We start from the raw sequence: 26,171 nt of genomic DNA on the forward strand, positions 1-26,171 counted from the left end.
CCTTGCGAGTGATGGATTTACCGGGCGGGTGGCAGCGCGATCACGCGGCCGATGTAAGCGGGGGCGGGCAAGTCTTGCTGCTCGGCGACGATGCTTTGCAGGCGGCTCAAGGTGTCCGGACTGAACGGCGCCGAACGTGGTCCGGCGAGGTCGACGTGTAGCAGCATCTGTTCATTGCCGGCCAGTTCCTGCTCGTCATCCACCAGGTGCAGGCTGTGATAGAGGTGCAGGCGTTTGCTGTCGTGACCGATGATTTGCGTGCGCACTTCGACGTCGGTGTCGAGCTTCACTTCGTGCAGATAGTTGAGGTGCAACTCGAGGGTGAACAGGGAGTTGCCGCTGGCTTCGCGGTTGTTGCTGTCCATGCCTAGACGATCCATGAGGGCGTCGGTGGCGTAGCTGAAGATCAGCAGGTAGAAGGCATCGCGCAGGTGGCCGTTGTAGTCGACCCAGTCGGGGATGATGCGAGTTTGGTAGGTGGTGAGGTGCGGCATGCTGAACTCCATAGGTCGCTGGCGAAATACACACTTGTGGCGAGGGAGCTTGCTCCCGCTGGACTGCGCAGCAGTCCCAAAACCTCTTGACGCGGTGTGTCAGTCAGGCCGCACTCGCTGGTTTTACGACCGCTTCGCGGCCGAGCGGGAGCAAGCTCCCTCGCCACAGGGAACTGCGTTTATTCGCTGAAACTCATCCCATGCTTTTCCTTGGTGGTTTTCACCGCCTCAAGCACCGCCAGCAAACAATCATCACGATAGCGCTCCAGCGCCGAAATGCTGTGCCGCCCGAGCTGATCGCTAGTGCCATCCACCACATCATCGATCAACTTGTCAGTCAGCTCCGGCGCCGGCAAATACGTCCACGGCAACTGCAACGCCGGGCCGAATTGCGACATGAAGTGGCGCATCCCGGCATCACCCCCAGCCAGCGTATAAGTCAGGAACGTGCCCATGAACGACCAGCGCAAACCGGCGCCAAAACGGATTGCATCGTCGATCTCGCCCGTCGTCGCCACGCCATCGTTGACCAGGTGCAGCGCCTCGCGCCACAGCGCTTCGAGCAAGCGGTCGGCGATGAATCCCGGCACTTCCTTGCGCACATGCAGCGGACGCATGCCGAGGGATTCGTAGACTTTCATTGCGGCCTGAACGGCTTCTGGCGCGGTGTTCCTGCCGCCGACAACTTCCACCAGCGGCAGCAGATAAACCGGGTTGAACGGGTGACCGACCACGCAGCGCTCGGGGTGAGTCGAACTCTCGTAGAACTTGCTCGGTAGCAGACCGGAAGTACTCGAGCCGATCAGCGCATCGGGTTTGGCCGCTGCGCTGATTTTGCTGTGCAGTTCGAGTTTCAGTTCCAGGCGCTCGGGGGCGCTTTCCTGAATGAAATCGGCATCGCGCACGCATTCTTCGATGGTCGCGACAAAACGCAGACGATCCTGCGAAGCGCCGGGCGCCAGACCGTTTTTCTCCAGTGCGCCCCAGGCATTGGCTACGCGTTTGCGCAAGGCTGCTTCAGCGCCGGGCGCCGGGTCCCAGGCGACCACATCGAGGCCGTGGGCGAGGGCACGGGCGACCCAGCCGCTGCCGATGACACCGCTGCCCAGTGCGGCGAAGGTTTTGATTTCGGTGATAAAGCTCATGGTGAATTCCTGAAAATATTCGGTGATTCCCGTGTGAAACCGGTTCTTGTGGCGAGGGGATTTATCCCCGTTGGGTCGCGCAGCGGCCCCAAGAATTTTGCGACTGCTGCGCAGCCGAACGGGGATAAATCCCCTCGCCACAATTCCGGTTCCCAAAGGGAATAGATGTAGGGTTAACCGCGCTGGGTCAGGCCCATTTTTTTGCGACCTTCCGCCGGCGTGAGTACACGGGCACCCAAGCGGCTGAGGATCTCGGTGGCGCGTTCAACCAGTTGCCCGTTGGTCGCCAGCACACCCTTGTCCAGCCACAGATTGTCTTCCAGTCCGACCCGCACGTTGCCGCCCAGCAGCACCGCTTGCGCAGCCATCGGCATCTGCATCCGGCCAATGCCAAAGCCGGCCCACACGGCATCCGCCGGCAAGTTGTCGACCATGGCTTTCATGGTGGTGGTGTCGGCCGGTGCGCCCCACGGGATGCCCAGGCACAGCTGGAACAGCGGGTTATCCAGCAGGCCTTCCTTGATCATCTGCTTGGCGAACCACAGGTGCCCGGTGTCGAGAATTTCCAGCTCGGCCTTCACGCCCAGCTCGGTAATGCGCTTTCCGCCAGCACGCAATTGCGCCGGGGTCGAAACGTAAATGGTGTCGCCGTCGCCGAAGTTCAGCGTGCCGCAATCGAGGGTGCAGATTTCCGGCAGCAGCTCTTCAACGTGCGCCAGACGGGTCAATGGGCCGACCAGATCGGTGTTCGGGCCGAACTCCATCGGGTTCTCGCCGGCACCGATTTCCAGGTCGCCGCCCATGCCGGCGGTGAGGTTGACGATGATGTCGACGTCAGCCTCGCGGATGCGTTCCATCACCTCGCGGTACAGCGCGACGTCACGGCTGAACTTGCCGGTCTGCGGATCGCGCACATGGCAGTGCACAACGGTGGCGCCAGCCTTGGCCGCTTCAACGGCAGCTGCTGCGATCTGCTTCGGGGTGACCGGCACGTGCGGGCTCTTGGCGGTCGTGTCGCCAGCACCGGTGAGTGCGCAGGTGATGATGACGTCGTGGTTCATGGTGCGGTTTCCTTCAGGCGTGATGGGTCTGTCCGCAGCCCTTCTTGGGGGCTGCGAAGCGTTATTCGTGGTGAGTTATTTACTGGTCAGCTGGAGGTTTTCTGCGGCAGGTTTGCCGTCGAACGTGGTCACACCATCGAGCCAGCGTTGCTTGTCTTCAGGGTGATCCTTGAGCCACTGCTTGGCTGATTCGAAGGCGTCCTTGTGGTCGAGCAGCGGCTGCATCATCCGGCTCTCGTCTTCGGCGGTGAACGTCAGGTTGCTCAGCAAACGACCAATGTTTGGGCATTGATCGGCGTATTTCGGTGCAGTAACGGTCCATACGGTGGCCATGCCTTCGTTCGGGCCGAGGGCGTCGTCGCTGCCGGTCAGATAAGTCATCTTGACGTTGACGTTCATCGGGTGCGGCGCCCAGCCGAAGAACACCACCGCCTCTTTGCGGCGCACGGCGCGGTCGACGGCAGCGAGCATGCCGGCCTCGCTCGACTCGACCAACTGGAATTTGCCGAGGCCGAACTGGTTCTTGGCGATCATCGCCTTGATCTGCGTGTTGGCGCCCGAACCCGGCTCGATCCCGTAGATCTTGCCGCCCAGCTCTTTTTCAAACTTGGCGATGTCGGCGAAGGTTTTCAGGCCCTTGTCCGCCAGATAAGTCGGCACGGCGAGGGTGGCGCGAGCGTCTTTCAGGCTCGGTGCTTCGAGAACCTTGACCTGATTGGCGTCGACGAACGGGGTGATCGTCTGGGTCATCAGCGGGTTCCAGTAACCGAGGAACAGATCCAGCCGCTGGTCACGGATCCCGGCGAAGATGATTTGCTGGGAGGCGCTGGTTTGTTTGGTGTTGTAGCCGAGGCCGTCGAGCAGGACCTGGGTCATGGCACTGGTGGCGATCACGTCGGTCCAGTTGACCACGCCCATGCGTACGTTCTGGCAAGACGCGGGTTCGGCCGCCATGACGCTGGCGCTCAAGAAAGCGGTACCGCTGAGTGCAAGAACACAGCTGCTGATCAGTCGTTTCATGTCGGGTTCCTCGGCAGGTCGTTTATTGTGGTTCCCGGCGTCTGATGCGCCGGTGATGCAAAGTTACGCAGCTTCAGGCTGGCCAAAACGCACTACGGCGACCGGCACTTGCACTGTAGCGACCTGTGCTCTTGAATGCCGAAGACAACTGGCGTATCAACATTCCACGCGACCCGCCAACCGAGTGCGCCCATGTCCCAGGATTTCTACTTCTTGCTGATGCCGGGGTTCTCCGCCATCGGCTTCATCTCCGCGATCGAACCGCTGCGCGTGGCCAACCGCTTTCGCGGCGAGTTGTATCGCTGGCATGTGCTCTGTGCCGATGGCGGCGCGGTGCTGGCGAGCAATGGCATGTCGGTCAACGCCGACGCCGCGCTGGAGCCGTTGAAGAAAGGTGCGACGTTGCTGGTGGTGGCCGGGTTTGAGCCGCTGAAATTCGCCACGCCAACGCTGGAACATTGGTTGCGGCGGCTGGACAACGACGGCGTCACCCTCGGCGCCATCGACACTGGCAGCTTCGTCCTCGCCGAGGCGGGCCTGCTCGACGGCCATCGTCTGACCCTGCACTGGGAAGCCATCGACGCGTTCAAGGAATCTTATCCACAGCTCAGTGTGACCCAGGAGTTGTTCGAGATCGACCGTCGGCGCATCACCTCGGCCGGTGGTACCGCCTCCATCGATTTAATGCTCGATCTGATCGCCCAGGCCCATGGCCCGCAACTGGCGATCCAGGTCAGCGAGCAGTTTGTGCTGGGGCGCATTCGCCCGCGCAAAGACCACCAGCGCATGGAAGTCGCCACGCGTTACGGCATCAATAACAAGAAACTGGTGCAGGTGATTGGCGAGATGGAGCAGCACAGCGAACCGCCGCTGACCACGCTGGAACTGGCGGAATCGATCAAAGTGACGCGGCGGCAACTGGAGCGCTTGTTTCGGCTGCACCTGAACGACACGCCGAGCAATTTCTACCTGCGCCTGCGCCTGGAAAAGGCCCGGCAGCTGTTGCGCCAGACCGACATGAGCGTGCTCGAAGTCAGCATCGCCTGCGGCTTCGAATCACCGTCCTACTTCACCCGTAGCTACCGGGCGAAGTTTGTTCGGTGTCCGAGGGAGGATCGAAGGGCTCTGAGTAAAATTTAAAGAAATTCCGATCGATGTCGATGAGCTGGTCTGGGTTTAAATCAAAGCTCAATGGAAGAGTAAGGTGTGTTGGATATGTTTTTTAATAGTGGAACTGAACTGAAGTATAAGAGTAGATCCCCGCTGACGAGTGAGGAGGTGCTCGAGGCTATTCATGAGGAGGTTTCCAACGATGAGAAAAAGAATAGAGGTGGAGCGATAGATAGAACGCTGAAGACTTATGTTGGGGATATTTTAGAAGTTCTTGAAGAGTTTAGGCGGGAAGAAAGGGATAAGAAAGAAGACGCTGAGTCAAGTGTTTGGCATGCGTTGCTGTTGTTGGCGATTATTGCAATTGTTCTGCTAGTAAATGGAACTCATGGTAATCCAGACTTTGATTGGCTAGATGAAAACAGTTTTGCATTTAAGATTTGGGGTACTGCACTTGCGATGCTTTATCTGGGAGTTCAGATAGAAAGGCTGTCAGTTTTCAGAAGTCTTTGGCAGTATGGGTTTACGAAGCTAATTGTATCAGTCAGTATTTCAGGGTTAGTGGTGTTTTCAACAGCGAAGGCTGCTAGCGCTATCAATAATGTATTCGCTGTCGATGCTTCGGTATTTTCATTCACATTGACATTTGTCTCTGCCTTGATAGTTTTCAAATATCTTTCATCATTTGTTATTGTGTTGGGTCTGGTTGCAGGAATTCATACGCTTAACTTTATTGGCTGGGTGAGATCTAAAAGTTGGAGTGATTGGTATGATTCGGTACCTATAAACTCATTCTTTTTAATTGTTTTCTCCATTGTTGTAATGGGTTTTTGTTGGGGGTGGTCGCATCGCTATTTGGATGATGAGTATATGCCTGAGAAGGTGTATAAGTTAGCTCGTGTGTTGGACTTCAATGATAAGCACGATTGCTCCAATGTTACGAGCGACATGCCGGTTGTTTTTATGGGGGCAAGCAAGGATATTGTTCTTGTGGATCCGAATAATACGCAAGTTGTTAGTGTGCAATCGTTCCTTGAAGATGGCGTAGAGGTTCCGTCTTCATTTGTTCGTAAAAAGTGTGATCTATAGGCATGAATAAAGCGATGTGGACCGTTTCGGTCCGCATCGTGATCATCTGGTGTTTTTTATAAGTGCCGAACACGCCGCTTTGTAAGCCTCATACTGATACTTGTTCAGCGTCCCCGGCAGTTCGAAATTATGCTTTTTCGCCTGCGCATTGATCGTCTGCGGTGACAACAACGTCACCTCACAACCATCGAGCAACTGAAACACACCCTCAATCTTGAACGTCGTCGGCCCACCGGCAAACTCACCCTTCTTGCTGCGCTTCTTGATCGCAATCCGGTCAATCGAATTCTCACGGACAAACGACGCCACCTGCGCCGCGAAACGTTTGACGTTGGCCGCCTCATCGTCATCGTCGAGGGCGATTTTCTTTGTGCTGAGCGCAACGTGGGTCAAGGCCGAACCGTCGAGAGCGGCCACGGCGATGATCGCTTCGCTGCCTTTGATTTCAATGCCGCAGATGTTCATGTGATTACCTAGATTGGCTATAGACGGGCAGCTTACAGCGCAGATGCTTATTCCTGCCCAATCGACTCCAAAAACTCCGACCGCTCATCACTCATCCGCGCCACGCAATCATTCTGCGCAATGGTAAAAGCCTTGCTCCCCGCCGTCGCCGGGAACGCCTCAACCGCGCAATCCGCATCCCGCGTCTTCAGCCACTGCTGTTGTGCCGTCTTCAATTTGGCGGTGATATCCGCCAATTGCGTCGGGTTCTTGCCGTACGCCGTTTGCATGCGCTCGTTGAGGCTGGCGTAGTTGTCCTTGAGCAGGTCTTCGGCGGTGGTGCGGCTGTAGGTCGAGCATTCCAGGGTCTGGACGTCGTTTTCGACTGCGTCGCACGGGTTGTTCTCGGACTCTTCGGCGGCGTGTACGCCGGTCGCAAGCAGTGCCAAAGCCAGGAAGATCGATTTCATTGTTGTCGCCGCTCTAATCCAGTGATGTTTCCAAGATGCGGGAGATTCTGGCTCAAGCTTGCAGCCTTGAACAGGTGGCCGGTCGGGTCGCTTGGCGACCCTTTGTCGCGGATTGACGCTTTCGGCAATTCCCCTGTCGTTTTTGCACCCGGTCGCCCCGGCACCGAGGCATATGCTGGCCCCAAAGCGCCGGCAGACGATTCGGCGCATGAATCGCCAATAAGGGGACGCCTGATGAGCCCAGCCGAATTACACGCCGACAGCATCGTTATCGACGGTCTGATCATTGCCAAATGGAACCGCGAGCTGTTCGAAGACATGCGCAAGGGCGGTCTGACGGCGGCCAACTGCACCGTGTCGGTGTGGGAAGGCTTTCAGGCGACCGTGAACAATATCGCCGCCAGCCAGAAGCTGATCCGCGAAAACAGCGACCTGGTGATGCCGGTGCGCACCACCGCCGACATTCGCAAGGCCAAGGAGCAGGGCAAGACCGGCATCCTCTTCGGCTTTCAGAATGCCCACGCGTTTGAAGACCAGATCGGCTATGTCGAGGTGTTCAAGCAGCTCGGCGTCGGCATCGTGCAGATGTGCTACAACACCCAGAATCTGGTCGGCACCGGTTGCTACGAGCGTGATGGCGGCCTGTCGGGTTTCGGTCGCGAGATCGTTGCCGAAATGAACCGCGTCGGCGTCATGTGCGACCTGTCCCACGTCGGCTCGAAGACGTCCGAGGAAGTCATCCTCGAATCGAAAAAACCGGTCTGCTACTCCCACTGCCTGCCGTCGGGTCTCAAAGAGCATCCGCGCAACAAGTCCGATGAAGAACTGAAGTTCATCGCCGACCATGGCGGTTTTGTCGGCGTGACCATGTTCGCGCCGTTCCTCGCCAAGGGCATCGATTCGACCATCGACGACTACGCCGAAGCCATCGAATACGTGATGAACATCGTCGGCGAAGACGCCATCGGCATCGGCACCGACTTCACCCAGGGCCACGGTCAGGACTTCTTCGAATACCTGACCCACGACAAGGGCTATGCCCGCCGTCTGACCAGCTTCGGCAAGATCATCAACCCGCTGGGCATCCGCACCGTCGGCGAGTTCCCGAACCTGACCGAAACCCTGCTCAAGCGCGGCCACCCCGAGCGCGTAGTGCGCAAGATCATGGGCGAAAACTGGGTCAACGTCCTCAAGGACGTCTGGGGCGAATAAACCGCCGCACTTCTGAATCCTTTCCCCCGGCCGTCCGCGCCGGAGGCAACAAACCAAATTTTCTGGAGTTAACTTTCCATGGCCAAGATCGCCCCGCAATTGCCAATCGAAGTCGACAGCGAGACCGGTGTCTGGACCTCCGACGCCCTGCCGATGCTCTACGTGCCGAGGCATTTCTTCGTCAACAACCACATGGGCATCGAGGAAGTGCTGGGCGCAGACGCCTATGCCGAGATCCTCTACAAGGCGGGCTACAAATCCGCCTGGCACTGGTGCGAAAAAGAAGCTGAATGCCACGGCCTGGAAGGCGTCGCGGTGTTCGAACATTACATGAAGCGCCTGTCGCAACGCGGCTGGGGCCTGTTCAAGATTCAGGACATCGACCTCGACAAAGGCACCGCCAGCGTCAAGCTCGAACACTCGGCGTTCGTCTACGTCTACGGCAAGGTCGGGCGCAAGGTCGACTACATGTTCACCGGCTGGTTTGCCGGTGCCATGGATCAGATTCTTGAGGCTCGCGGCAGCAAGATTCGCACAGTTGCCGAGCAAGTTTACGGTGGCTCCGAAGAAGGCCACGACGACGGCCTGTTCACCGTCAAGCCGTTGTAAGTCGAGGAACCCGCCATGGCTTTCGAAGCAATGTTCCAGCCGATCCAGATCGGCAAACTGACCATCCGCAACCGCGTGCTCAGCACCGCGCACGCCGAGGTCTACGCAACGGACGGCGGCATGACCACCGACCGCTACGTCAAATACTACGAAGAGAAAGCCAAGGGCGGCATCGGCCTGGCGATTTGCGGCGGTTCTTCCAGCGTGGCCATCGACAGCCCGCAAGGCTGGTGGAAATCGGTGAACCTGGCCGACGACCGGATCATTCCGCACTTCCAGAATCTGGCTGACGCCATGCACAAACATGGCGCCAAGATCATGATCCAGATTACCCACATGGGCCGGCGCTCGCGCTGGGACGGCGAGCATTGGCCGACTCTGCTGTCGCCGTCGGGCATCCGTGAACCGGTGCACCGTGCGACCTGCAAAACCATCGAGCCGGAAGAAATCTGGCGGGTGATCGGCAATTACGCCACCGCTGCGGCACGGGCCAAGGCCGGTGGTCTCGACGGTGTTGAGCTGTCCGCCGTGCACCAGCACATGATCGACCAGTTCTGGAGTCCACGCGTCAACAAACGTACTGACGAGTGGGGCGGCAGTTTCGAGAACCGCATGCGTTTTGGCCTCGAAGTGCTCAAGGCTGTGCGCAAGGAAGTCGGCGATGATTTCTGCGTCGGCATCCGTTTGTGCGGTGACGAATTCCACCCGGACGGCTTGTCCCACGAGGACATGAAGCAGATCGCCAAATACTACGACGACACCGGCATGATCGATTTCATTGGTGTCGTGGGTTCAGGGTGCGACACCCACAACACCCTGGCCAACGTTATCCCCAACATGAGTTATCCACCGGAGCCGTTTCTGCACCTGGCGGCCGGTATCAAGGAAGTGGTCAAGGCACCGGTGCTGCACGCGCAGAACATCAAGGACCCGAACCAGGCCACGCGCATTCTTGAAGGCGGTTACGTCGACATGGTCGGCATGACCCGAGCGCACATCGCCGACCCGCACCTGATCGCCAAGATCAAGATGGGCCAGATCGATCAGATCAAACAGTGCGTTGGCGCCAACTACTGCATCGACCGTCAGTACCAAGGTCTCGATGTGCTGTGCATCCAGAACGCCGCGACCTCCCGTGAATACATGGGCGTGCCGCACATCATCGAGAAGTCCACGGGCGTCAAACGCAAAGTGGTGGTCGTCGGTGCCGGCCCGGCGGGCATGGAAGCGGCGCGTGTGTCGGCCGAACGTGGCCACGACGTGACGTTGTTCGAGAAAAAAGAATTCATCGGCGGGCAGATCACCACGGCGTCGAAAGCGCCGCAGCGTGACCAGATTGCCGGCATCACCCGCTGGTTCCAGCTGGAGCTGGCGCGGCTGAAAGTCGATCTGCGTCTGGGCACGGCAGCGGACATCGCGACCATCATGGATTTGCGTCCGGATGTGGTGGTGCTGGCGGTCGGCGGGCATCCGTTCCTTGAGCAGAACGAACACTGGGGCGCTGCCGAAGGGCTGGTGGTCAGCAGTTGGGACGTGCTCGACGGCAAGGTGGCGCCAGGCAAAAACGTGCTGGTCTACGACACCATTTGTGAGTTCACCGGGATGTCGGTTGCCGACTTCCTCGCGGACAAGGGCAGTCAGGTCGAGATCGTCACCGACGACATCAAACCGGGCGTGGCCATCGGCGGTACGTCTTTCCCGACTTACTACCGCAGCATGTACCCGAAAGAAGTGATCATGACCGGCGACATGATGCTGGAGAAGGTCTACCGCGAGGGCGACAAACTGGTCGCGGTGCTGGAGAACGAATACACCGGCGCCAAAGAGGAGCGGGTGGTCGATCAAGTGGTGGTGGAGAACGGCGTGCGTCCGGACGAAGAGCTGTATTACGGACTCAAGGACGGTTCGCGCAACAAGGGCCAGATCGACATCGACGCGCTGTTCGCGATCAAGCCGCAGCCATCGTTGAGCACCACGGGTGACGGCTATTTGCTGTTCCGCATCGGCGACTGCGTGGCGCAACGCAACACCCACGCCGCGATCTACGACGCCCTGCGGCTCTGCAAGGATTTCTAACGGCTTGTGGATCCCTTTGTAGGAGTGAGCCTGCTCGCGATGAACGATAACGCGGTCTGCCTGATGTACCGCGGCGACTGAATCGCGAGCAGGCTCACTCCTACAGGAATCGGGCAAGGCATCCAGGTAGTTTGGCCTGCAAGACCCTGCGGTCTTTGGGAGCTTCACCTATGTTGAACACCCTTCTTCCAATCCTGTTGTTCGCAGCCCTGGCCCTTGGTGTCCTCGGCGCGTTGCGGCGGGTAGCGATGTGGCGCCGGGGCCGGGCCTCGAAGGTCGACCTGATCGGCGGCCTGCTCGCCATGCCCAAGCGCTACATGGTCGACTTGCACCATGTGGTGGCGCGGGACAAATACATCGCCAACACCCACGTCGCCACGGCTGGCGGCGCAGTGGCGTCGATTGTGCTGGCAATTCTGGTGCACGGTTTCGGCCTGCATAACCGCATTCTGGGTTATGCCTTGCTGCTGATGACGGCGGTGATGTTCGTCGGTGCAATCTTCGTTTACCTGCGTCGGCGCAACCCGCCGGCACGGCTGTCGAAAGGCCCGTGGATGCGCCTGCCGAAAAGCCTGCTGGCGTTTTCGGCGTCGTTCTTTCTGCTGACCTTGCCGGTGGCCGGGATTCTTCCGGAGAACTTCGGCGGCTGGGTGCTGGCGGTCATTCTCGGAATCGGTGTGTTGTGGGGCGTGTCGGAGCTGTTCTTCGGCATGACCTGGGGCGGGCCGATGAAACACGCCTTCGCCGGTGCCTTGCACCTGGCTTGGCACCGTCGTGCTGAACGTTTTGGTGGCGGTCGTTCCACCGGTTTGAAGCCGCTGGACCTCAACGACCCGAACGCGCCACTGGGTGTGGAAAAACCCAAGGATTTCACCTGGAACCAGTTGCTCGGTTTCGACGCCTGCGTGCAGTGCGGCAAGTGCGAAGCGGCGTGCCCGGCGTTCGCCGCCGGCCAACCGCTGAACCCGAAAAAACTGATTCAGGACATGGTCGTCGGTCTTGCCGGCGGCACCGACGCGAACTTTGCTGGTAGTCCGTATCCAGGCAAAGTCATTGGTGAACACGCTGGCAATCCGCATCAACCGATCGTCAACGGTCTGGTGGATGCCGAAACCCTCTGGTCGTGCACCACCTGCCGCGCCTGCGTCGAGGAATGCCCGATGATGATCGAGCACGTCGACGCCATCGTCGACATGCGCCGTCACCTGACCCTGGAAAAAGGCGCGACGCCGAACAAGGGCGCCGAAGTCCTCGAAAACCTCATCGCCACCGACAACCCGGGCGGTTTCGCGCCGGGCGGGCGGATGAACTGGGCGGCGGACTTGAACCTCAATCTGCTCAGCGAAAAGAAATCCACCGACGTGTTGTTCTGGGTCGGCGATGGCGCCTTCGACATGCGCAATCAGCGCACTTTGCGCGCCTTCGTCAAAGTGCTGAAAGCGGCCAAGGTCGACTTCGCCGTGCTGGGCCTCGAAGAGCGTGACAGCGGCGATGTGGCTCGACGTCTCGGCGACGAAGCGACCTTCCAGTTGCTCGCCAAACGCAATATTCAGACCCTGGCGAAATACAGCTTCAACCGCATCGTCACCTGCGATCCGCACAGTTTCCATGTGCTGAAAAACGAATACGGCGCCTTCGATGGCAACTACCTGGTGCAGCATCACAGCACTTACATGGCGGAAATCATCCAGGCCGGCGCGCTCAATCTTGGTCAGCACAAAGGCAACAGCGTGACCTATCACGATCCGTGCTACCTCGGTCGCTACAACGGCGAGTACGAGGCACCGCGTGAAGTGCTGCGTGCCCTCGGCATCGAAGTCAAAGAAATGCAACGTTCAGGCTTCCGTTCGCGCTGCTGCGGCGGCGGTGGCGGGGCGCCGATCACTGACATTCCGGGCAAGCAGCGGATTCCCGACATGCGCATGGAAGACATCCGCGAGACGGGTGCCGAACTGGTGGCCGTGGGTTGTCCACAGTGCACGGCGATGCTCGAAGGCGTGGTCGAACCACGGCCGCTGATCAAGGACATTGCCGAACTGGTGGCCGACGCGCTGCTCGAAGACGCCGCGCCGAACAAGCCTGCCACCCCGGCCAAACGTGAACCTGCGGAGGCCCACTGATGAGCGACATTATCCGCCGCGACCCGCGTGCTGAATGGATCGCACGTAACCGTCTGCATCCGCTGCACGCCGCCATGCAACCGGCGCAACACAGCTGGATGGGCCCAAACGGCGTCATCCGCAAGAGCCTCCACGGCATCGGTTTTATCGGCCCCAACGGCCTCAAACGGATCGACCGCAGCGGCGCGCAGCAGGGCGGGGCGGTCAAACGTTCGGCCACTGTGGAAGTGCAATTGCCGCTGCATCAAGTAGCGGCTCCGGCGTTCTACATCAGCGTGGTGCCGGACATGGTCGGTGGTCGCTTGAGCAGCCACGACCGCGACTTGCTTGGCCTCGCCCATCAACTGGCCGGCAAGGACGGCGCGGTGTTGGCGGTGGTGTTCGGTGAGCACAAGGAAAACGCCTTCGCCAGCGCCGGTGTCGACCGCTTGTTGGTGCTGGAGGGCGACGAGTTCAGTGGTTATGCACCGGAGCAGCGAGTGCAAGGTTTGCGGGCTGTGGATAACCAATTCAATCCGCGTCATTGGTTGCTGCCGGACAGTCGCAGCGGCGGCGGTGAACTCGGTCGACGCTTTGCCGCCGCACTCGGTGAACGCCCGGCGACCCGGGTCTGGCAGGTCAAGGATCAGCAATGCATCGGCCGCGCTGGTGCCGGGCTGCAGGATCTGGCACGGCCGGTTGCGCGGTTGATTCTGGCCTCGGCCGAATGCGCGGAGCCGGTCAGCGAAACCCGTCACGAAGCGCTGCCAGTGGAGTTATCCACAAGTGTCGCGCGCAGCTTGTCGCGAATCGAAGATCTCGGCGCGGTGGCGGTGGACCCGGCAGCGATTCCGATGGCCGAAGCCGAGTTCATCTTCTCCGGCGGCAACGGCGTCAAGGACTGGGCACTGTTCCACGAAACGGCGGCAGCACTCGGCGCTACCGAAGGCGCGTCGCGGGTGGCGGTGGACGATGGCTTTATGGCGCGTGATCGGCAGGTCGGCGCGTCCGGCACCTGGGTCACTGCACGGGTTTACGTGGCGGTGGGGATTTCCGGGGCGATCCAGCACCTGCAAGGCATTGGTGCCTGCGACAAAGTTGTGGCGATCAACCTCGATCCGGGCTGCGACATGATCAAGCGTGCCGACCTGTCGGTGATTGGCGAGAGCGCGGAGATTCTTCAAGCCTTGATCGCGGCGGTAGCGGCTTACCGCAACGACGCCAGGCGCGATGCGGCTTAAGGGAAGGACACAGTTATGAACAGCAATGTCATCAGCCTGGTTTCCATCGGCGCCCACCCGACCTCGGGCCGGCCACGCCGCGCCGAACAGGATGCGCGCGCCGTTGAGTTGGGCCTGCAATTGGCTGGGGATGACCTGCAAGTGCTGCACGCCGGCGATGTCGCGGAACCCGCACTGCGTGCCTATCTGGGCATGGGCCTGGCGCAGATGCATGTGCTCGAACAGCCTGCCGGCGCCGATGCGTTACCGGCGCTGACCGCGTATCTGCGCGAGGCCGGGGCACAAGTGGTGTTGACCGGCAGTCAGGCGGAAACCGGCGAAGGTTCGGGGATGTTGCCGTTTCTGCTTGCCGAAGGGTTGGGCTGGCCGCTGGTGGTCGGGCTGGCGCAGGTCGAATCGATCAACGACGGTTCGGCGTTGGTGCTGCAAGCATTGCCCCGTGGGCAGCGGCGGCGGTTGAAGGTGAAGCTGCCGTTTCTGGCGACTGTGGATAACGCCGCGCCAAAACCTCGGCAGAGTGCTTATGGCCCGGCGCGGCGCGGTGTATTGGAGGCTGCGGATGTCGAGGTTGTCGACGACGAGTTGCTGTCAGTCGCCACGCTGCAACCGGCCAAACCAAGGCCCAAACGCCTGAAAGTGATCAAGGCCAAAAGCGGCGCCGACCGGATGAAGGCCGCCACCGCCAAGGCCAGCGGCGGCGGAGGACAAGTGCTCAAAGGCGTCACTCCACAAGCCGGCGCCGAGGCTATTCTCAAACTGCTGATCGAAGAAGGCGTGGTCCGCTGAAGAGCCCAGTGATCGCCGCCATAGGTGGGTGATCGACTGGCTGTCATTTGTTGACATGAAAAACCGCCCGTCTCCCGGTTGTTCCGGCTTTCAAACGCAGGTTAAAACAGCCGCTCAGACCTAGAGGAGTCAAGTGAATGACTGTTGAGTTTCGACCTGCCCGGCGCACGGATGCGCGCGACATTGCGCGTTTGTTTCAGATCTCCTCGGAGGGCGCCTCGGATTACATCTGGAGCCAATTGGCGGAGCCGGGCGAGCCATTGCTGGATGTCGGCGAGCGGCGTTATGCCCGCGACGATGTGGATTTTTCCTGGCAGAACTGCCTGATTGCCGAGGCCGAGGGCTGCGTCGTTGGCATGATGCACAGCTATGTCACACGCGAAGATCCAGACCCGACACCGCCCACCGATCCAGTGCTGGCGCCTTACGCCGATATGGAAGTGGCGGACACGCTGTACATCTCCAGCCTGGCGCTGCATGAAGGCTGGCGCAATCAAGGGTTGGGAGTACGCTTCCTCCAGCACGCCCAGACGCGCGCCGATCAACTCGCGCTTAAAGGCCTGAGCCTGATCGACTACGCCGCCAATACCGGTGCGCGTCGGTTCTATGAGCGACACGGCTTCAGCATCGTCAAAACCTGTCAGGTGACGCCGCATCCGATGATCCGGGTGACAGGTGAGGCGTATCTGATGCACCGCGCCTGATTTTGGTTATCCACTGACAGGGTTTTACGCACAATCCCTGTTGGCCAGTCTGTGGATAACGTGTTCGCCCTTCACTACAAGTCACGTCAACCGTGGCTTACAGACCGCAGATCAAAAAACAACCAACCTAAGTTGCGGTTTTTACGGGATTTTTCCACAGAGGGACAACGCCAGTTGCCCCCAATCTCTGTTGGCGCTTCTGTGGATAAGATGTTCGCTATCCGCTGTGAGCCATATAAAACAAGGCTTTCGGAGGGTTGATCAATAACTGATCAAATCAGCCATTTGAATGCGCAATGCTGTTGAAACCTTCGAATTTTCACAGCCTCGGGCGCTTTTCCACAGCAGCTAAGAAGTTACCCCCGATCTCTGTTGGCGTTTCTGTGGATAACGTGTTCGCCATCTTCTACAGGCCATGTAAAACGTGGCTTTAAAAGGATTGATTAAAAAACACCCAATCGATATCGCAAAGTGTACTTCTGGATAAGTCACGGTTTTTCTTCACAAATCAGCCCGTTATTTTTCCACTCATCCACAGTTACCCCCATTTGCTGTGGGTGGCTATGTGGATAACTTGTTTGCCAAACCCTGTAAGCCCCGCCGGCCATAGTCCAAACGGCAATTGATCACATTTCATACAGGTCTAAGTGGTTGCCTTGACTTCGATTCCTGCGCTGTCTTCACTGCAATGGCACAAGGACAGCCGTCACTTATCCACATCTGGTTCTGGGAGAACGCATGATGGATAGCCGCCGACATCGCCCAACCCCCTCGCCACGCAAGCGCACGTTACGTCGTGCGGCCAATCAACACGCTCGTCTGTAGCGCATAAGTCCTGCTCCAACCGCTGTGCTGTCGCCGGGTTCGCCCCGGAGGCCAGGTGCTCGTTCGCCCATTGATTGCAGGCAACCGCAGAGTTGCCCCATCAGCCTGAGAAAGGATCAGTCTCATGACACGCATCGCAACGCCCATCAGCGAGATCAAGGAACATTACGACGTCATCGTCATTGGCTCCGGTTATGGCGGCGGCATTGCTGCCTCGCGCCTGTCCCGGGCCGGCAAACGTGTGTGTTTGCTGGAGCGCGGGCGAGAGATTCAGCCCGGCGAATACCCCAACACCATGATCGCCGCCACCGAAGAGTTGCAGGTGCATGATCCCGACGGCCATATCGGTTCGCGCACCGGGTTGTTCGATCTGCACGTCAACGCCCAGCAGAATGTCGTGGTCGGTTGCGGCCTCGGCGGTACGTCGCTGATCAATGCCAACGTTGCCCTGGAACCGGAACCCGGTGTGTTCGACGACCCACGCTGGCCGCAAGCTGTGCGTGAACATCGCGACACGCTGCTCAAGGACGGTTATGCCCGCGCGCGGGAAATGCTCAAACCCAATCCCTATCCGGACACCTCTCCCAATCTGCCCAAGCTCGATGCCAACAAGAAATCTGCGGATTACCTCAAGCAGGGCGCGCATTTCTACAAGCCGCCGATCAACGTGAACTTCGACAAGCTGCCGAACAACCTCAATCATGTCGGCGTCGAGCAACTGCCATGCAATCAGTGCGGCGACTGCGTGTCGGGCTGTAACAACAAGGCCAAGAACACCACGTTGATGAACTATCTGCCGGATGCCTGGAACCACGGCGCGGAGATTTTCTGTCAGGCCGAAGTGCGGCATCTGGAGCGCGACGGCGATGGCTGGATCGTGCACTTCCAGACTCTGGACAGTGGTCGTGAACTGTTCTCGGCGCCGACCTTGTTTGTGAAAGCCGACATCGTCGTGGTTTCTGCGGGCACCCTCGGCTCTACCGAAATTCTCCTGCGCTCGCGGGACAAAGGCCTGGTGATGTCCGGCCAGCTCGGCGAGAACATGAGCGGCAATGGTGACATCCTCGGTTTCGGCCATAACTGTGAACAGACCATCAACGGCATCGGTTTCGGCGCGCACCCGGCCAAGGAACTGCATCCGGTCGGGCCATGCATCACTTCGGTGATCGACATGCGCACCGAAGGTGACTGGCGCAGTCGCATGGTCATTGAAGAAGGCTCGATCCCTGGCGCCCTCGGTCGGCCGATGGTGCCGAGCATGGCCGGGTTCGCCGAGATGATCGGCGTGGCCAGCGATGACAGTTTCAGCGGCAAGGTGAAGTACAAGGAGCGCGAAGCGGAAAGTTTTCTGCGCGGCCCGTATTACGGCGCGCTGCACAACATGCAGACCTACCTGATCATGAGTCACGACAGCGGTCAGGGACGCATGGTGCTGGATAACAAGGATCAGCTGCGCATCGATTGGCCGGGCGTTGGCGAGCAAGAAAACTTCAAGCTCGGCAATGATCGCCTGCATCAAAGCACCAAGGCGCTCGGCGGCGTCTGGGTGGAGAATCCGATCTGGACCAAGTTGCTCAAGCACAGCATCGTCTCGGTGCATCCGCTGGGCGGCTGCGTGATGGGCGAAGACGCCGGGCAGGGCGTGGTCAATCACAAGGGCCAGGTGTTCAGCGGCGCTGCCGGCACCGATGTCTACGCCAATCTGTACGTAACCGACGGCGCGGTGATTCCGACGTCACTGGCGGTCAACCCGCTGCTGACGATTTCTGCCGTGAGCGAGCGCAACATGGGCCTGCTCGCCGCCGACCGGGGCTGGGAGATTGACTACACGCTGCCGTCGGCGCCACGCAAACCAGTGGCGCCGCCGACCCTTGGCGTGCAGTTCACCGAAACCATGAAGGGCTACTTCTCCCGCGCCTTTACTGCTGCGCAAAGCACTGATCTGAAAGTTTACGAAGCGGCGGCCAAGCGCGGCGAGGCGGACAACTCGCCGATCGATTTCACCCTGACCATTACCGCCAACGACCTCAACCGCATGATCAAAGAGCCGGAGCACGCCGCAACCATCGTCGGCACGGTGAACGCCCCGGCGCTGTCGCCACAACCGCTGACCGCCAGCAACGGTGTGTTCAACCTGTTCGAGCAATTCGAGCAACAGGTCGATACGCGCCACATGAAATACGACATGAAGCTGACCGCCGAGGACGGCAACGACTACTTTTTCAGCGCCTTCAAAACCGTGCCGGAAGACAACGGCGTGCTGAATATCTGGCACGACACCAGCACTTTGTACGTGACGTTGTATCGCGGGCCGGACAAGTCTGGCGAGGTCATCGGCTCGGGGGTGATGCACATCCATCCGACCGATTTCGCCAAACAAATGACCACCATGAAAGTACTCAACGCACGCAACGAGCGTGAGCGCATCGAGGGGCTGGCGCGCTTCGGCAAGTTCTTCGCCGGAATCCTCTGGGAAAGCTACGGCGGGGTGTTTGCCGGCGATATCTACTTCAACCCCGACGCGCCGCCACGGCTGAAACGGCCGCTGGATGCGCCAACTCCGGCGGTGCATTTCTTTCCCACCGAGGACGGCGTGGAACTGCGCCTGACCCGTTATCAGGCCGGCAGCAAAGGCCCGGTGATGCTGGTGCATGGCTTGGGCGTCGGTTCGAATATCTTCTCCACTGACACCATTCAGACCAACCTGCTCGAATACCTGTGCAAGCACGACTACGACGTCTGGCTGCTGGATTTCCGCGTGAGCATTCTGTTGCCGGCGAGCAAGAAGGAATGGAACGGCGATCAGATCGCCCAGTACGACTTCAAGGCCGCCATTGCGCAGATTCAGCAGGAAACCAAAGCGAAAGACGTGCAGTGCGTGGTGCATTGCTACGGTGCGACGACGTTCTTCATGTCGCTGCTCGCCGGTTTGCAGGGCGTGCGTTCGGTGGTCTGTTCGCAGATTGCCGCTGATACCGTGGTCGCTACTGCCACCGGGTTGAAGGCCGGGCTGCACCTGCCGGGGATGCTCGATGCGATCGGCATCAAGTCGATGACCGCATACGCCGACAGCAAGGAGAACTGGTTCAACAAACTCTACGACAAAGCCCTCAACGGCTACGCGCGGATCGAAGCGCAAGGGTATTGCACCAACCCGGTGTGCCACCGCATCACTTTCATGTACGCCTCGCTGTATCGCCACGACACCCTCAACGAAACCCTGCACGACAACCTGCATGAGTTGTTTGGCGAGTCGAACATCGAGACTTTCGAACACCTGGCGCTGATCGTGCGCAAAGGGCATCTGGTGGATTTCAAAGGCAACGATGTGTACATGCCGCACTTTGATCGGCTGAGCATGCCGATCTGCTTTATCAGCGGCGCCGACAACCAGTGCTATCTGCCGGAAAGCACTCTGAAGACCTACCAGCGAGTCTGCGAAGCCCACGGGCCGGAGCGCTACAGCCGGCATGTAGTGCCAGGCTACGGCCACATCGACTGCATGTTCGGCAAGAACGCGGTGGTCGATGTCTATCCGATCATCCTTGAACACCTGGAGAAAACTGCCCTCGGCTGACAGGCGTTACTGAACTTTGTGCTGAGGAGATCCCCTGTGGTGAGGGGATTTATCCCCGTTGGGTCGCGAAGCGGCCCCAAAACCAGCCAATGCGGTGCATCTGGAAAACCGTAAGTGGGTTTTGCGACTGCTGCGCAGCCGAACGGGGATAAATCCCCTCGCCACAGGAGGAATTGCAGGTTGGTGATTAGAAGGAAGTGGACGATATGGACAGCTACATCCGCTGGTTTCAACGCTTCATCTGGATAGGTATCGCGATGAACATGGTGTTCGCGATCCCGGCGCTGTTCGCGCCGGGACTGCTGACATCGGTGGTCGGGTTGCCGCCGCAACTCTCCGACCCGTGGCTGGAAAACGCCGGGATGCTGCTGGTCGGCATCAGTGTGTTTTACATGCCGTCGGGCTTCAACGCGCCGCGTTATGTGGTGCATTCCTGGCTGTGCGTGCTGACGCGGCTGATTGCCGTGATCTTCTGGATCTACCTGATCAACACCAGCATTCAGGGCTCGGTATTCGTGCCGATGCTGATGGGCGATCTGAGCTTTTTTCTGATCCTCGGCATTCTGCTGTACCTCGGCACCACGCCCGAGAACCGGCCATGGGCGCTGCTCTGCGATGGCTGGCGTGAATGGCGAGCGGCGTGGCAGCGGCAATGGCGGAGTCACGCCTTCAAGGTCGGCACGTTGGTGGTGGTCGCGGTGCTCGGTTTCATCGGTTACGAAACCTGGTATCAGATGCTCCGCGTCGTCCCCGAACAGGAATACGCCTCCGACGAAGATCACTACAAATACGCCGCGATTGGTTTGGGAATCGAAGCACGCATCCCGTATTACCTGTTCGCCGTACTGCCGCAGATGTGCCCGGAAAAAATGCCCAAGCCCGGTGGTTGGGAAGTCTTCGGCTTTCTCTTCGAGAACGGCAAGGACCTGCCGATCGGCATGGCCAAGCGGCAGATCGGCTACCCGACCGTCGAGCCCAACTGTGCGCTGTGCCACACCGGTTCCTACCGGGCGAACGCCAGTGACGTTGCTGTCAACGTGCCGAGTGCACCGGCCAACACCTTGCAACTGCAAGCCTTCCAGTGGTTTGCCTACGATTGCGCCAGTGACCCGAAATTCACCACCGACGCGGTGATGACGGCGATCAACGCCAAGTTCCAGTTGGGTTTCTTCGAAAAAATCTACAACCGCTACCTGATCATGCCGATGGCGAAAAGTGCGCTGCTCAAGCAGAAACAGGCCTATGCCTGGCAGAAGCTACGCCCGCAACAAGGCCCGGGCCGCACCGACACGTTCAACCCGACAAAAATGGTGGTGTTCGGCTTCCCGGATGACTCGACCATTGGCACCGTCGACCTGCCACAAGTGTGGAACCAGAAACCGCGGGAATCGATGTACCTGCACTGGGACGGCAATAACAACAAGATCCACGAACGCAACTACGCCGCCGCGATGGCGGTGGGTGCGACACCTGAATCGGTGCTGCCTCCAAGCTTCAACCGTGTGACCAACTGGCTGCTCGGGCACAAGGCGCCGACGTGGCCGTGGGCGCTGGATCAGGCGAAAGTCGCGCAGGGCAAACCGATCTGGGACAACAACTGCGCCGGTTGTCACGACTTCGGTCGGGCGGATACCGGTCAGGTCACCACCAACATCGACCAGCTCGGCACCGATCCGCATCGGCTGGACTCTTTCACCACAGGGCTGGTGGCTGCATTCCACAGCTTCAAGAAACCGCCGTTCGACTTCGGCGCCTACCGCAAGACCCAGAGCTACAGCAACACACCGACCGACGGCATCTGGCTGCGCGCGCCGTACCTGCATAACGGTTCGGTGCCGACCTTGTGGGACTTGCTGCAACCGCCGGAAAAACGGCCGGTGGTGTTCATCACCGGTTCCGATATTTACGACCCGGTCAACGTCGGTTTCGTCACCAGCGGCGCCCAGGCCAAAGCCTCGGCCGACTTCAAATACGACACGCGGCTGGAGGGCAATCACAACAGCGGTCACCTGTATGGCACGACGCTGTCGGACGACGACAAACGTGCGCTGATCGAATTCATGAAAACCCTGTGAACCCTTACGGAGAGAGGAATACACCATGTCACTGGTCAGTCATTGGGAACACGAGTACGACAAGGTCAAGGTGCGCATTCATGGCTTGTTCACGCGCATGGAAATGGCCTGGATGAAGCTCATCAGCGAGCTGGAGCCGCAAGAGTTTCAGGCGATCATCAAGTTGCTGCAGCGCGGCCACGATCAGGCGCAGTACGTGCTGAAAAACGGCGAGTTGCCGGGCGACGAACCGGCAGTGCCGTGGGAGCTGTCCCACGGCTTGTCGATCTTGCGCATCGGTAATGCCACGCCGCTGCCGCAATCGACCGATCAACTGCAAACCCGCGTGCTGAAGGACGGCAGTCTGCTCGGCTGTCGCAAGTGGGAACTGCTCGACCTGCTGTGGAGTGAGGCACTGCTCAAGTGGATTGAAAACCTGCGGCATCACGCAACCTTCGGCACCGACCCGGCGGTGGTGCAGATGGAGCGCGACGTGACGCTGGCAATTGCCGGCGACTGGGGCACCGGGCCGTTCGACAGCCATGCGCCGGCGGTGTCGGTGGCCAATCAGATGCAGCTGGCCCAGGCCGATTTCACCATTCATTTGGGCGATGTGTATTACGCCGGTAGCCACTCGCAGGAAGACGTCGACATGGTCGGTTGGCCGATGGGCACCCATGGCTCATTCACGCTCAATTCCAACCACGAGATGTACAGCGGCGCCCACGGCTACTTCAAGGAACTGGCCAAGCGTTTTCCGGGGCAGCAGGGCACCAGTTACTTTGCGCTGATCAACGATGACTGGCTGGTGGTCGGGCTGGATTCGGCGTACGCGTCAGACGCGATGAACCTGTACATGGACGGCACGTTGAATGAACCGCAGATCGTGTGGATGAAAGGCCTGCCGAAGCGCAAGAAAATCATGGTGCTCAGCCATCATCAGGGCTTCGATATTTCCGGGCACAACAAGACTGCGCTGTATCAACCGGTGTGCGATGCGCTGGGGCGTGAGCCGGATTACTGGTATTGGGGGCACCTGCACAACGGCATCGTTTATGCGACGCAGGGCGGTTTGCATGCGCGCTGTGCGGGGCACGGGGCGATTCCGTATGGCAATGCCAGCGAGCTCGATGGGCATTCGCGGGTGCTGTGGTCGGAGACGCGGAGTGCGAAGGACCCGGCGTATCCGGATCGGGTGTTGAACGGGTACGCGAAAATCCGCTTGGTGGGGGAGGATATCTTTGAGGAGTTTATTGGTGAGGATGGATCGGTGAGGTGGTCATCCAAGTAACACGGCGACTGTGATGACGCCATCGCGAGCAGGCTCACTCCTACAGTTGGAATGCGTTCCCTTGTAGGAGTGAGCCTGCTCGCGAAGCTTTTTGCCTTTGCTTTTAGCCCTGGACGGGGACGCCTTTGAGGTAGGGCGCAGGTTCGGCCCCGAGGTTGTTCAACAGGCGCTCGCTGTACCAGTCGACAAAGTTGACCACACCAAACTCATAGGTCTTCGAGTAAGGCCCAGGCTGATAGGCCGTCGAGTTGATCCCGCGCTGGTTCTCTTCCGCCAGGCGCCGGTCCTGATCGTTGGTCGCGTCCCACACCTGGCGCATGCGATCGACGTCGTAATCCACACCTTCCACCGCATCCTTGTGCACGATCCACTTGGTGGTGACCATGGTTTCCTGCGCGCTGATCGGCCACACGGTGAAGACGATGATGTGATCGCCCATGCAGTGGTTCCACGAGTGCGGCAGATGCAGGATGCGCATCGAACCGAGGTCCGGGTTCTTGATCCGGCCCATCAGTTTCGCGCAGCCCTGTTTGCCGTCGAGGGTCATCGACACGGTGCCCTTGAGCAGCGGCATGCGCACGATGCGGTTACGCAGGCCGAAACTGGCGTGGGCGTAAGGAATCTTCTCGGCTTCCCAGGCCGCGGCGGACGCGGCGACGTGATCCTTGAACGCCTGATCGGCGCGCGGGTCGGTGACGTCGTCCCATTCCAGCAGGGTTTTCAGCAGTTCCGGGTGCGACGCGTTGCAGTGGTAGCACTCGCGGTTATTTTCCAGCACCAGTTTCCAGTTGGCCTTTTCCATCAAGGTGGTGGTGATCGCCACCTTGGTGTTCTCCATGTCGTACGGTTCCATGTAGTGGTTCAGCGTCGACAGGAAGTCATCGATGGCCGGTGGGTTTTCCGCCAGGCTGATGAAGATGTAGCCGCCGGCCGTCTTCACCTTCACCGGTTTCAGGCCGTACTGCTTCATGTCGAAGTCGGCGCCCATTTCGCTGCCGGCGAACAGCAGACGACCGTCCAGCTCGTAGGTCCACTGGTGGTAGTGGCAGACCAGTTTGGCGACTTTGCCTTTTTCACTGGTGCACAGGCGCGAGCCACGGTGGCGGCAGACGTTGTGGAACGCATGCACCACGCCTTCAGCGCCACGAATGACGATGATCGGGTTCTTGCCGATTTGCAGGGTCAGGTAGTTGCCCTTGGCCGGGATCTCGCAGGTCATGCCGGCGATCAACCACTCTTTCTGGAAGATCTCCTGCATGTCGATATCGAACAGCCGCTCGTCGCTGTAGAACGGCTGTGGCAGCGAGAATGTGCGCTCGCGCTCTTGCAGCATTTGTGCAGTGGCCTTGCGTGCGGGTTCCAGCGGATCGCCCAGGCTGATTTTTGCGGTGACGTCCATCGATGTGATCCTCATGGCCATCTGCGTGGCCGGCGAAAGTGGCTAATCAGGTGTGCTGCAAACGGTTGCTACGCAAGGTGTAAAGAATCTGTCTTGGTGTTGAGGCGAGTGTGGGGCCGGCGCTGGGCGGAACCTTATCCATGGGCGACATGGTGCAATCTGTTCCCGACGCGCAACCCCCGGTGGTTGGGGGCTGGTCGCGATAAGTATGTCAATGTCGCGGATAGGTAAACGGGCGGTCTGCGCTATACGCAGAATCGCCGACATGAGGCCGACAGTCGGCCGTGGAGAACAGCATGTCCAACAGCTTCCTGAATCCGGTCACCACCCAGACCTGGGCCAATGGCCGACACATCGTCCGTTGCGTCAAAGTCATCCAGGAAACCTGGGACGTGCGCACCTTCTGCTTCATGGCCGATCAGCCGATCCTGTTCTTCTTCAAGCCCGGGCAGTTCGTCACCCTGGAGCTGGAGATCGAAGGCCAGCCGATCATGCGCTCGTACACCATTTCCAGTTCGCCGTCGGTGCCGTACAGCTTTTCGGTAACGATCAAACGGGTGCCGGGCGGCAAGGTCTCCAACTGGCTGCACGACACCCTGCACGAAGGCCAGGAGCTGGCGGTGCACGGACCGGTCGGGCTGTTCAACGGCATCGACTTCCCGAGCCCGAAAGTGCTGTACCTCAGCGGCGGCGTCGGCATCACGCCATGCATGTCCATGGCGCGCTGGTTCTACGACACCAACGCCAACGTCGACATGACCTTTATCCACAGCGCACGCTCGCCGAAAGACATCATTTACCACCGCGAGCTGGAACACATGGCGTCGCGGATCGATAACTTCAGCCTGCACCTGATCTGCGAGAAGCACGGTCTGGGCGAGCCGTGGGCCGGTTATCGCGGCTATCTCAATCACAAGATGCTCGAACTGATGGTGCCGGACTTCCTTGAGCGCGAAGTGTTCTGCTGCGGCCCGACGCCGTACATGACGGCGGTGAAGCGCCTGCTGGAAAATGCCGGTTACGACATGTCGCGTTATCACGAGGAATCCTTTGGTGCGACGCCGCCCGAGGCGCGTGCCGATGCAGTGGAACAGGCCGAGCAGGCAGCCGACGCACCGGAAATCGATGCGGCGGATCTGCATCAGGTCGAGTTCACCGCGTCCGGCAAGAGCATACGTGTGGCGCCGGGCGAGACAGTTCACGCCGCGGCGGCCAAGCTGGGGCTGATGATTCCGAAAGCCTGCGGCATGGGCATTTGCGGGACGTGCAAGGTGATGAAACTGGGGGGCGAAGTGGAGATGGACCACAACGGCGGGATTACCGAGGACGACGAGGCGGAAGGGTTTATTCTTTCGTGCTGCAGCGTGCCCAAAGGGGATGTCAGAATCGAATTCTGACGGGCGCTGAAGATCCCTGTAGGAGTGAGCCTGCTCGCGATAGCGTTAGGTCAGTCAACATCTTCGTT

The 26,171-nt window shown here is 59.5% G+C and carries 20 protein-coding genes; 13 read left to right on the forward strand and 7 right to left on the reverse strand.

Features of this window, described 5'->3' with window-relative positions; translation table 11 throughout:
• Positions 1-17: 17 nt before the first annotated feature.
• The 4 genes from JFT86_RS09180 to JFT86_RS09195 all read right to left on the reverse strand — a co-directional run bounded on the left by JFT86_RS09180 (position 18) and on the right by JFT86_RS09195 (position 3,720).
• Positions 18-494: a thioesterase family protein gene (locus JFT86_RS09180; protein ID WP_201236500.1), complete on the reverse strand. Its 477-nt coding sequence runs from the start codon at positions 492-494 to the stop codon at positions 18-20.
• Positions 495-673: 179 nt separating this feature from the next.
• On the reverse strand, positions 674-1,639 hold the full coding sequence (locus JFT86_RS09185) for an L-carnitine dehydrogenase (RefSeq protein WP_201236501.1): 966 nt from the start codon (positions 1,637-1,639) through the stop codon (positions 674-676).
• Between the two features lie 173 nt (positions 1,640-1,812).
• Positions 1,813-2,700: a 3-keto-5-aminohexanoate cleavage protein gene (locus JFT86_RS09190; RefSeq protein ID WP_201236502.1), complete on the reverse strand. Its 888-nt coding sequence runs from the start codon at positions 2,698-2,700 to the stop codon at positions 1,813-1,815.
• A 75-nt stretch (positions 2,701-2,775) separates the two neighbouring features.
• Positions 2,776-3,720 carry a choline ABC transporter substrate-binding protein gene (locus JFT86_RS09195; protein ID WP_201236503.1) on the reverse strand — a complete coding sequence of 315 codons (945 nt, stop codon included), beginning with the start codon at positions 3,718-3,720 and terminating at the stop codon, positions 2,776-2,778.
• 192 nt (positions 3,721-3,912) lie between these two features.
• Here JFT86_RS09195 and JFT86_RS09200 point away from each other — a divergent pair, with 192 nt between their 5' ends.
• Positions 3,913-4,860, forward strand: coding sequence for a GlxA family transcriptional regulator (locus JFT86_RS09200; RefSeq protein WP_201236504.1), 948 nt, complete (start codon positions 3,913-3,915; stop codon positions 4,858-4,860).
• 66 nt (positions 4,861-4,926) lie between these two features.
• Positions 4,927-5,919 (forward strand): hypothetical protein, encoded by a 993-nt coding sequence (locus JFT86_RS09205; protein ID WP_201236505.1) that lies wholly within the window; start codon positions 4,927-4,929, stop codon positions 5,917-5,919.
• 42 nt (positions 5,920-5,961) lie between these two features.
• Here JFT86_RS09205 and JFT86_RS09210 read toward each other — a convergent pair whose 3' ends face one another.
• Positions 5,962-6,384, reverse strand: coding sequence for a DUF3010 family protein (locus JFT86_RS09210; protein ID WP_201236506.1), 423 nt, complete (start codon positions 6,382-6,384; stop codon positions 5,962-5,964).
• 47 nt (positions 6,385-6,431) lie between these two features.
• Positions 6,432-6,833 carry a lysozyme inhibitor LprI family protein gene (locus JFT86_RS09215; protein WP_201236507.1) on the reverse strand — a complete coding sequence of 134 codons (402 nt, stop codon included), beginning with the start codon at positions 6,831-6,833 and terminating at the stop codon, positions 6,432-6,434.
• Between the two features lie 234 nt (positions 6,834-7,067).
• Between JFT86_RS09215 and JFT86_RS09220 the strand changes: the two genes are divergently transcribed.
• The 10 genes from JFT86_RS09220 (at position 7,068) to JFT86_RS09265 (ending at position 23,307) form a co-directional block, all read left to right on the forward strand.
• On the forward strand, positions 7,068-8,045 hold the full coding sequence (locus tag JFT86_RS09220) for a dipeptidase (RefSeq protein WP_060542339.1): 978 nt from the start codon (positions 7,068-7,070) through the stop codon (positions 8,043-8,045).
• A gap of 78 nt (positions 8,046-8,123) precedes the next feature.
• Positions 8,124-8,654 (forward strand): DUF5943 domain-containing protein, encoded by a 531-nt coding sequence (locus tag JFT86_RS09225; RefSeq protein ID WP_005792152.1) that lies wholly within the window; start codon positions 8,124-8,126, stop codon positions 8,652-8,654.
• 15 nt (positions 8,655-8,669) lie between these two features.
• The gene (dgcA, locus tag JFT86_RS09230) at positions 8,670-10,730 is read left to right on the forward strand and encodes a dimethylglycine demethylation protein DgcA (RefSeq protein ID WP_201236508.1); all 2,061 of its coding nucleotides are present in this window, start codon (positions 8,670-8,672) and stop codon (positions 10,728-10,730) included.
• Between the two features lie 170 nt (positions 10,731-10,900).
• Positions 10,901-12,850 (forward strand): dimethylglycine demethylation protein DgcB, encoded by a 1,950-nt coding sequence (gene dgcB, locus JFT86_RS09235; RefSeq protein WP_201236509.1) that lies wholly within the window; start codon positions 10,901-10,903, stop codon positions 12,848-12,850.
• Complete coding sequence (locus JFT86_RS09240; RefSeq protein WP_201236510.1) at positions 12,850-14,070, forward strand: electron transfer flavoprotein subunit alpha/FixB family protein; 1,221 nt, start codon at positions 12,850-12,852, stop codon at positions 14,068-14,070. Before dgcB ends, JFT86_RS09240 begins: the two co-directional genes overlap by 1 nt.
• Positions 14,071-14,085: 15 nt before the next feature.
• Complete coding sequence (locus JFT86_RS09245; RefSeq protein ID WP_201236511.1) at positions 14,086-14,856, forward strand: electron transfer flavoprotein subunit beta; 771 nt, start codon at positions 14,086-14,088, stop codon at positions 14,854-14,856.
• 137 nt (positions 14,857-14,993) lie between these two features.
• Positions 14,994-15,560: a GNAT family N-acetyltransferase gene (locus JFT86_RS09250; RefSeq protein ID WP_201231533.1), complete on the forward strand. Its 567-nt coding sequence runs from the start codon at positions 14,994-14,996 to the stop codon at positions 15,558-15,560.
• 949 nt (positions 15,561-16,509) lie between these two features.
• A complete protein-coding gene (locus JFT86_RS09255) occupies positions 16,510-19,962 on the forward strand; it encodes an alpha/beta fold hydrolase (protein WP_201236512.1) in 3,453 nt (1,150 codons plus the stop codon).
• Between the two features lie 206 nt (positions 19,963-20,168).
• Positions 20,169-22,037, forward strand: coding sequence for a hypothetical protein (locus tag JFT86_RS09260; protein WP_201236513.1), 1,869 nt, complete (start codon positions 20,169-20,171; stop codon positions 22,035-22,037).
• Positions 22,038-22,062: 25 nt separating this feature from the next.
• Positions 22,063-23,307 carry a metallophosphoesterase gene (locus JFT86_RS09265; protein WP_201236514.1) on the forward strand — a complete coding sequence of 415 codons (1,245 nt, stop codon included), beginning with the start codon at positions 22,063-22,065 and terminating at the stop codon, positions 23,305-23,307.
• A 103-nt stretch (positions 23,308-23,410) separates the two neighbouring features.
• Here JFT86_RS09265 and gbcA read toward each other — a convergent pair whose 3' ends face one another.
• Positions 23,411-24,706, reverse strand: coding sequence for a glycine-betaine demethylase subunit GbcA (gene gbcA, locus JFT86_RS09270; protein ID WP_201236515.1), 1,296 nt, complete (start codon positions 24,704-24,706; stop codon positions 23,411-23,413).
• Between the two features lie 296 nt (positions 24,707-25,002).
• On the opposite strand from gbcA, the gene gbcB reads away from it, so the two are divergent.
• Positions 25,003-26,103, forward strand: a complete 1,101-nt coding sequence (gene gbcB, locus JFT86_RS09275) for a glycine-betaine demethylase subunit GbcB (protein ID WP_201236516.1) — start codon at positions 25,003-25,005, stop codon at positions 26,101-26,103.
• Positions 26,104-26,171: the final 68 nt, after the last annotated feature.

Origin of the sequence: Pseudomonas sp. TH06, assembly GCF_016651305.1 — a bacterium.
Taxonomy (GTDB): Bacteria; Pseudomonadota; Gammaproteobacteria; order Pseudomonadales; family Pseudomonadaceae; genus Aquipseudomonas.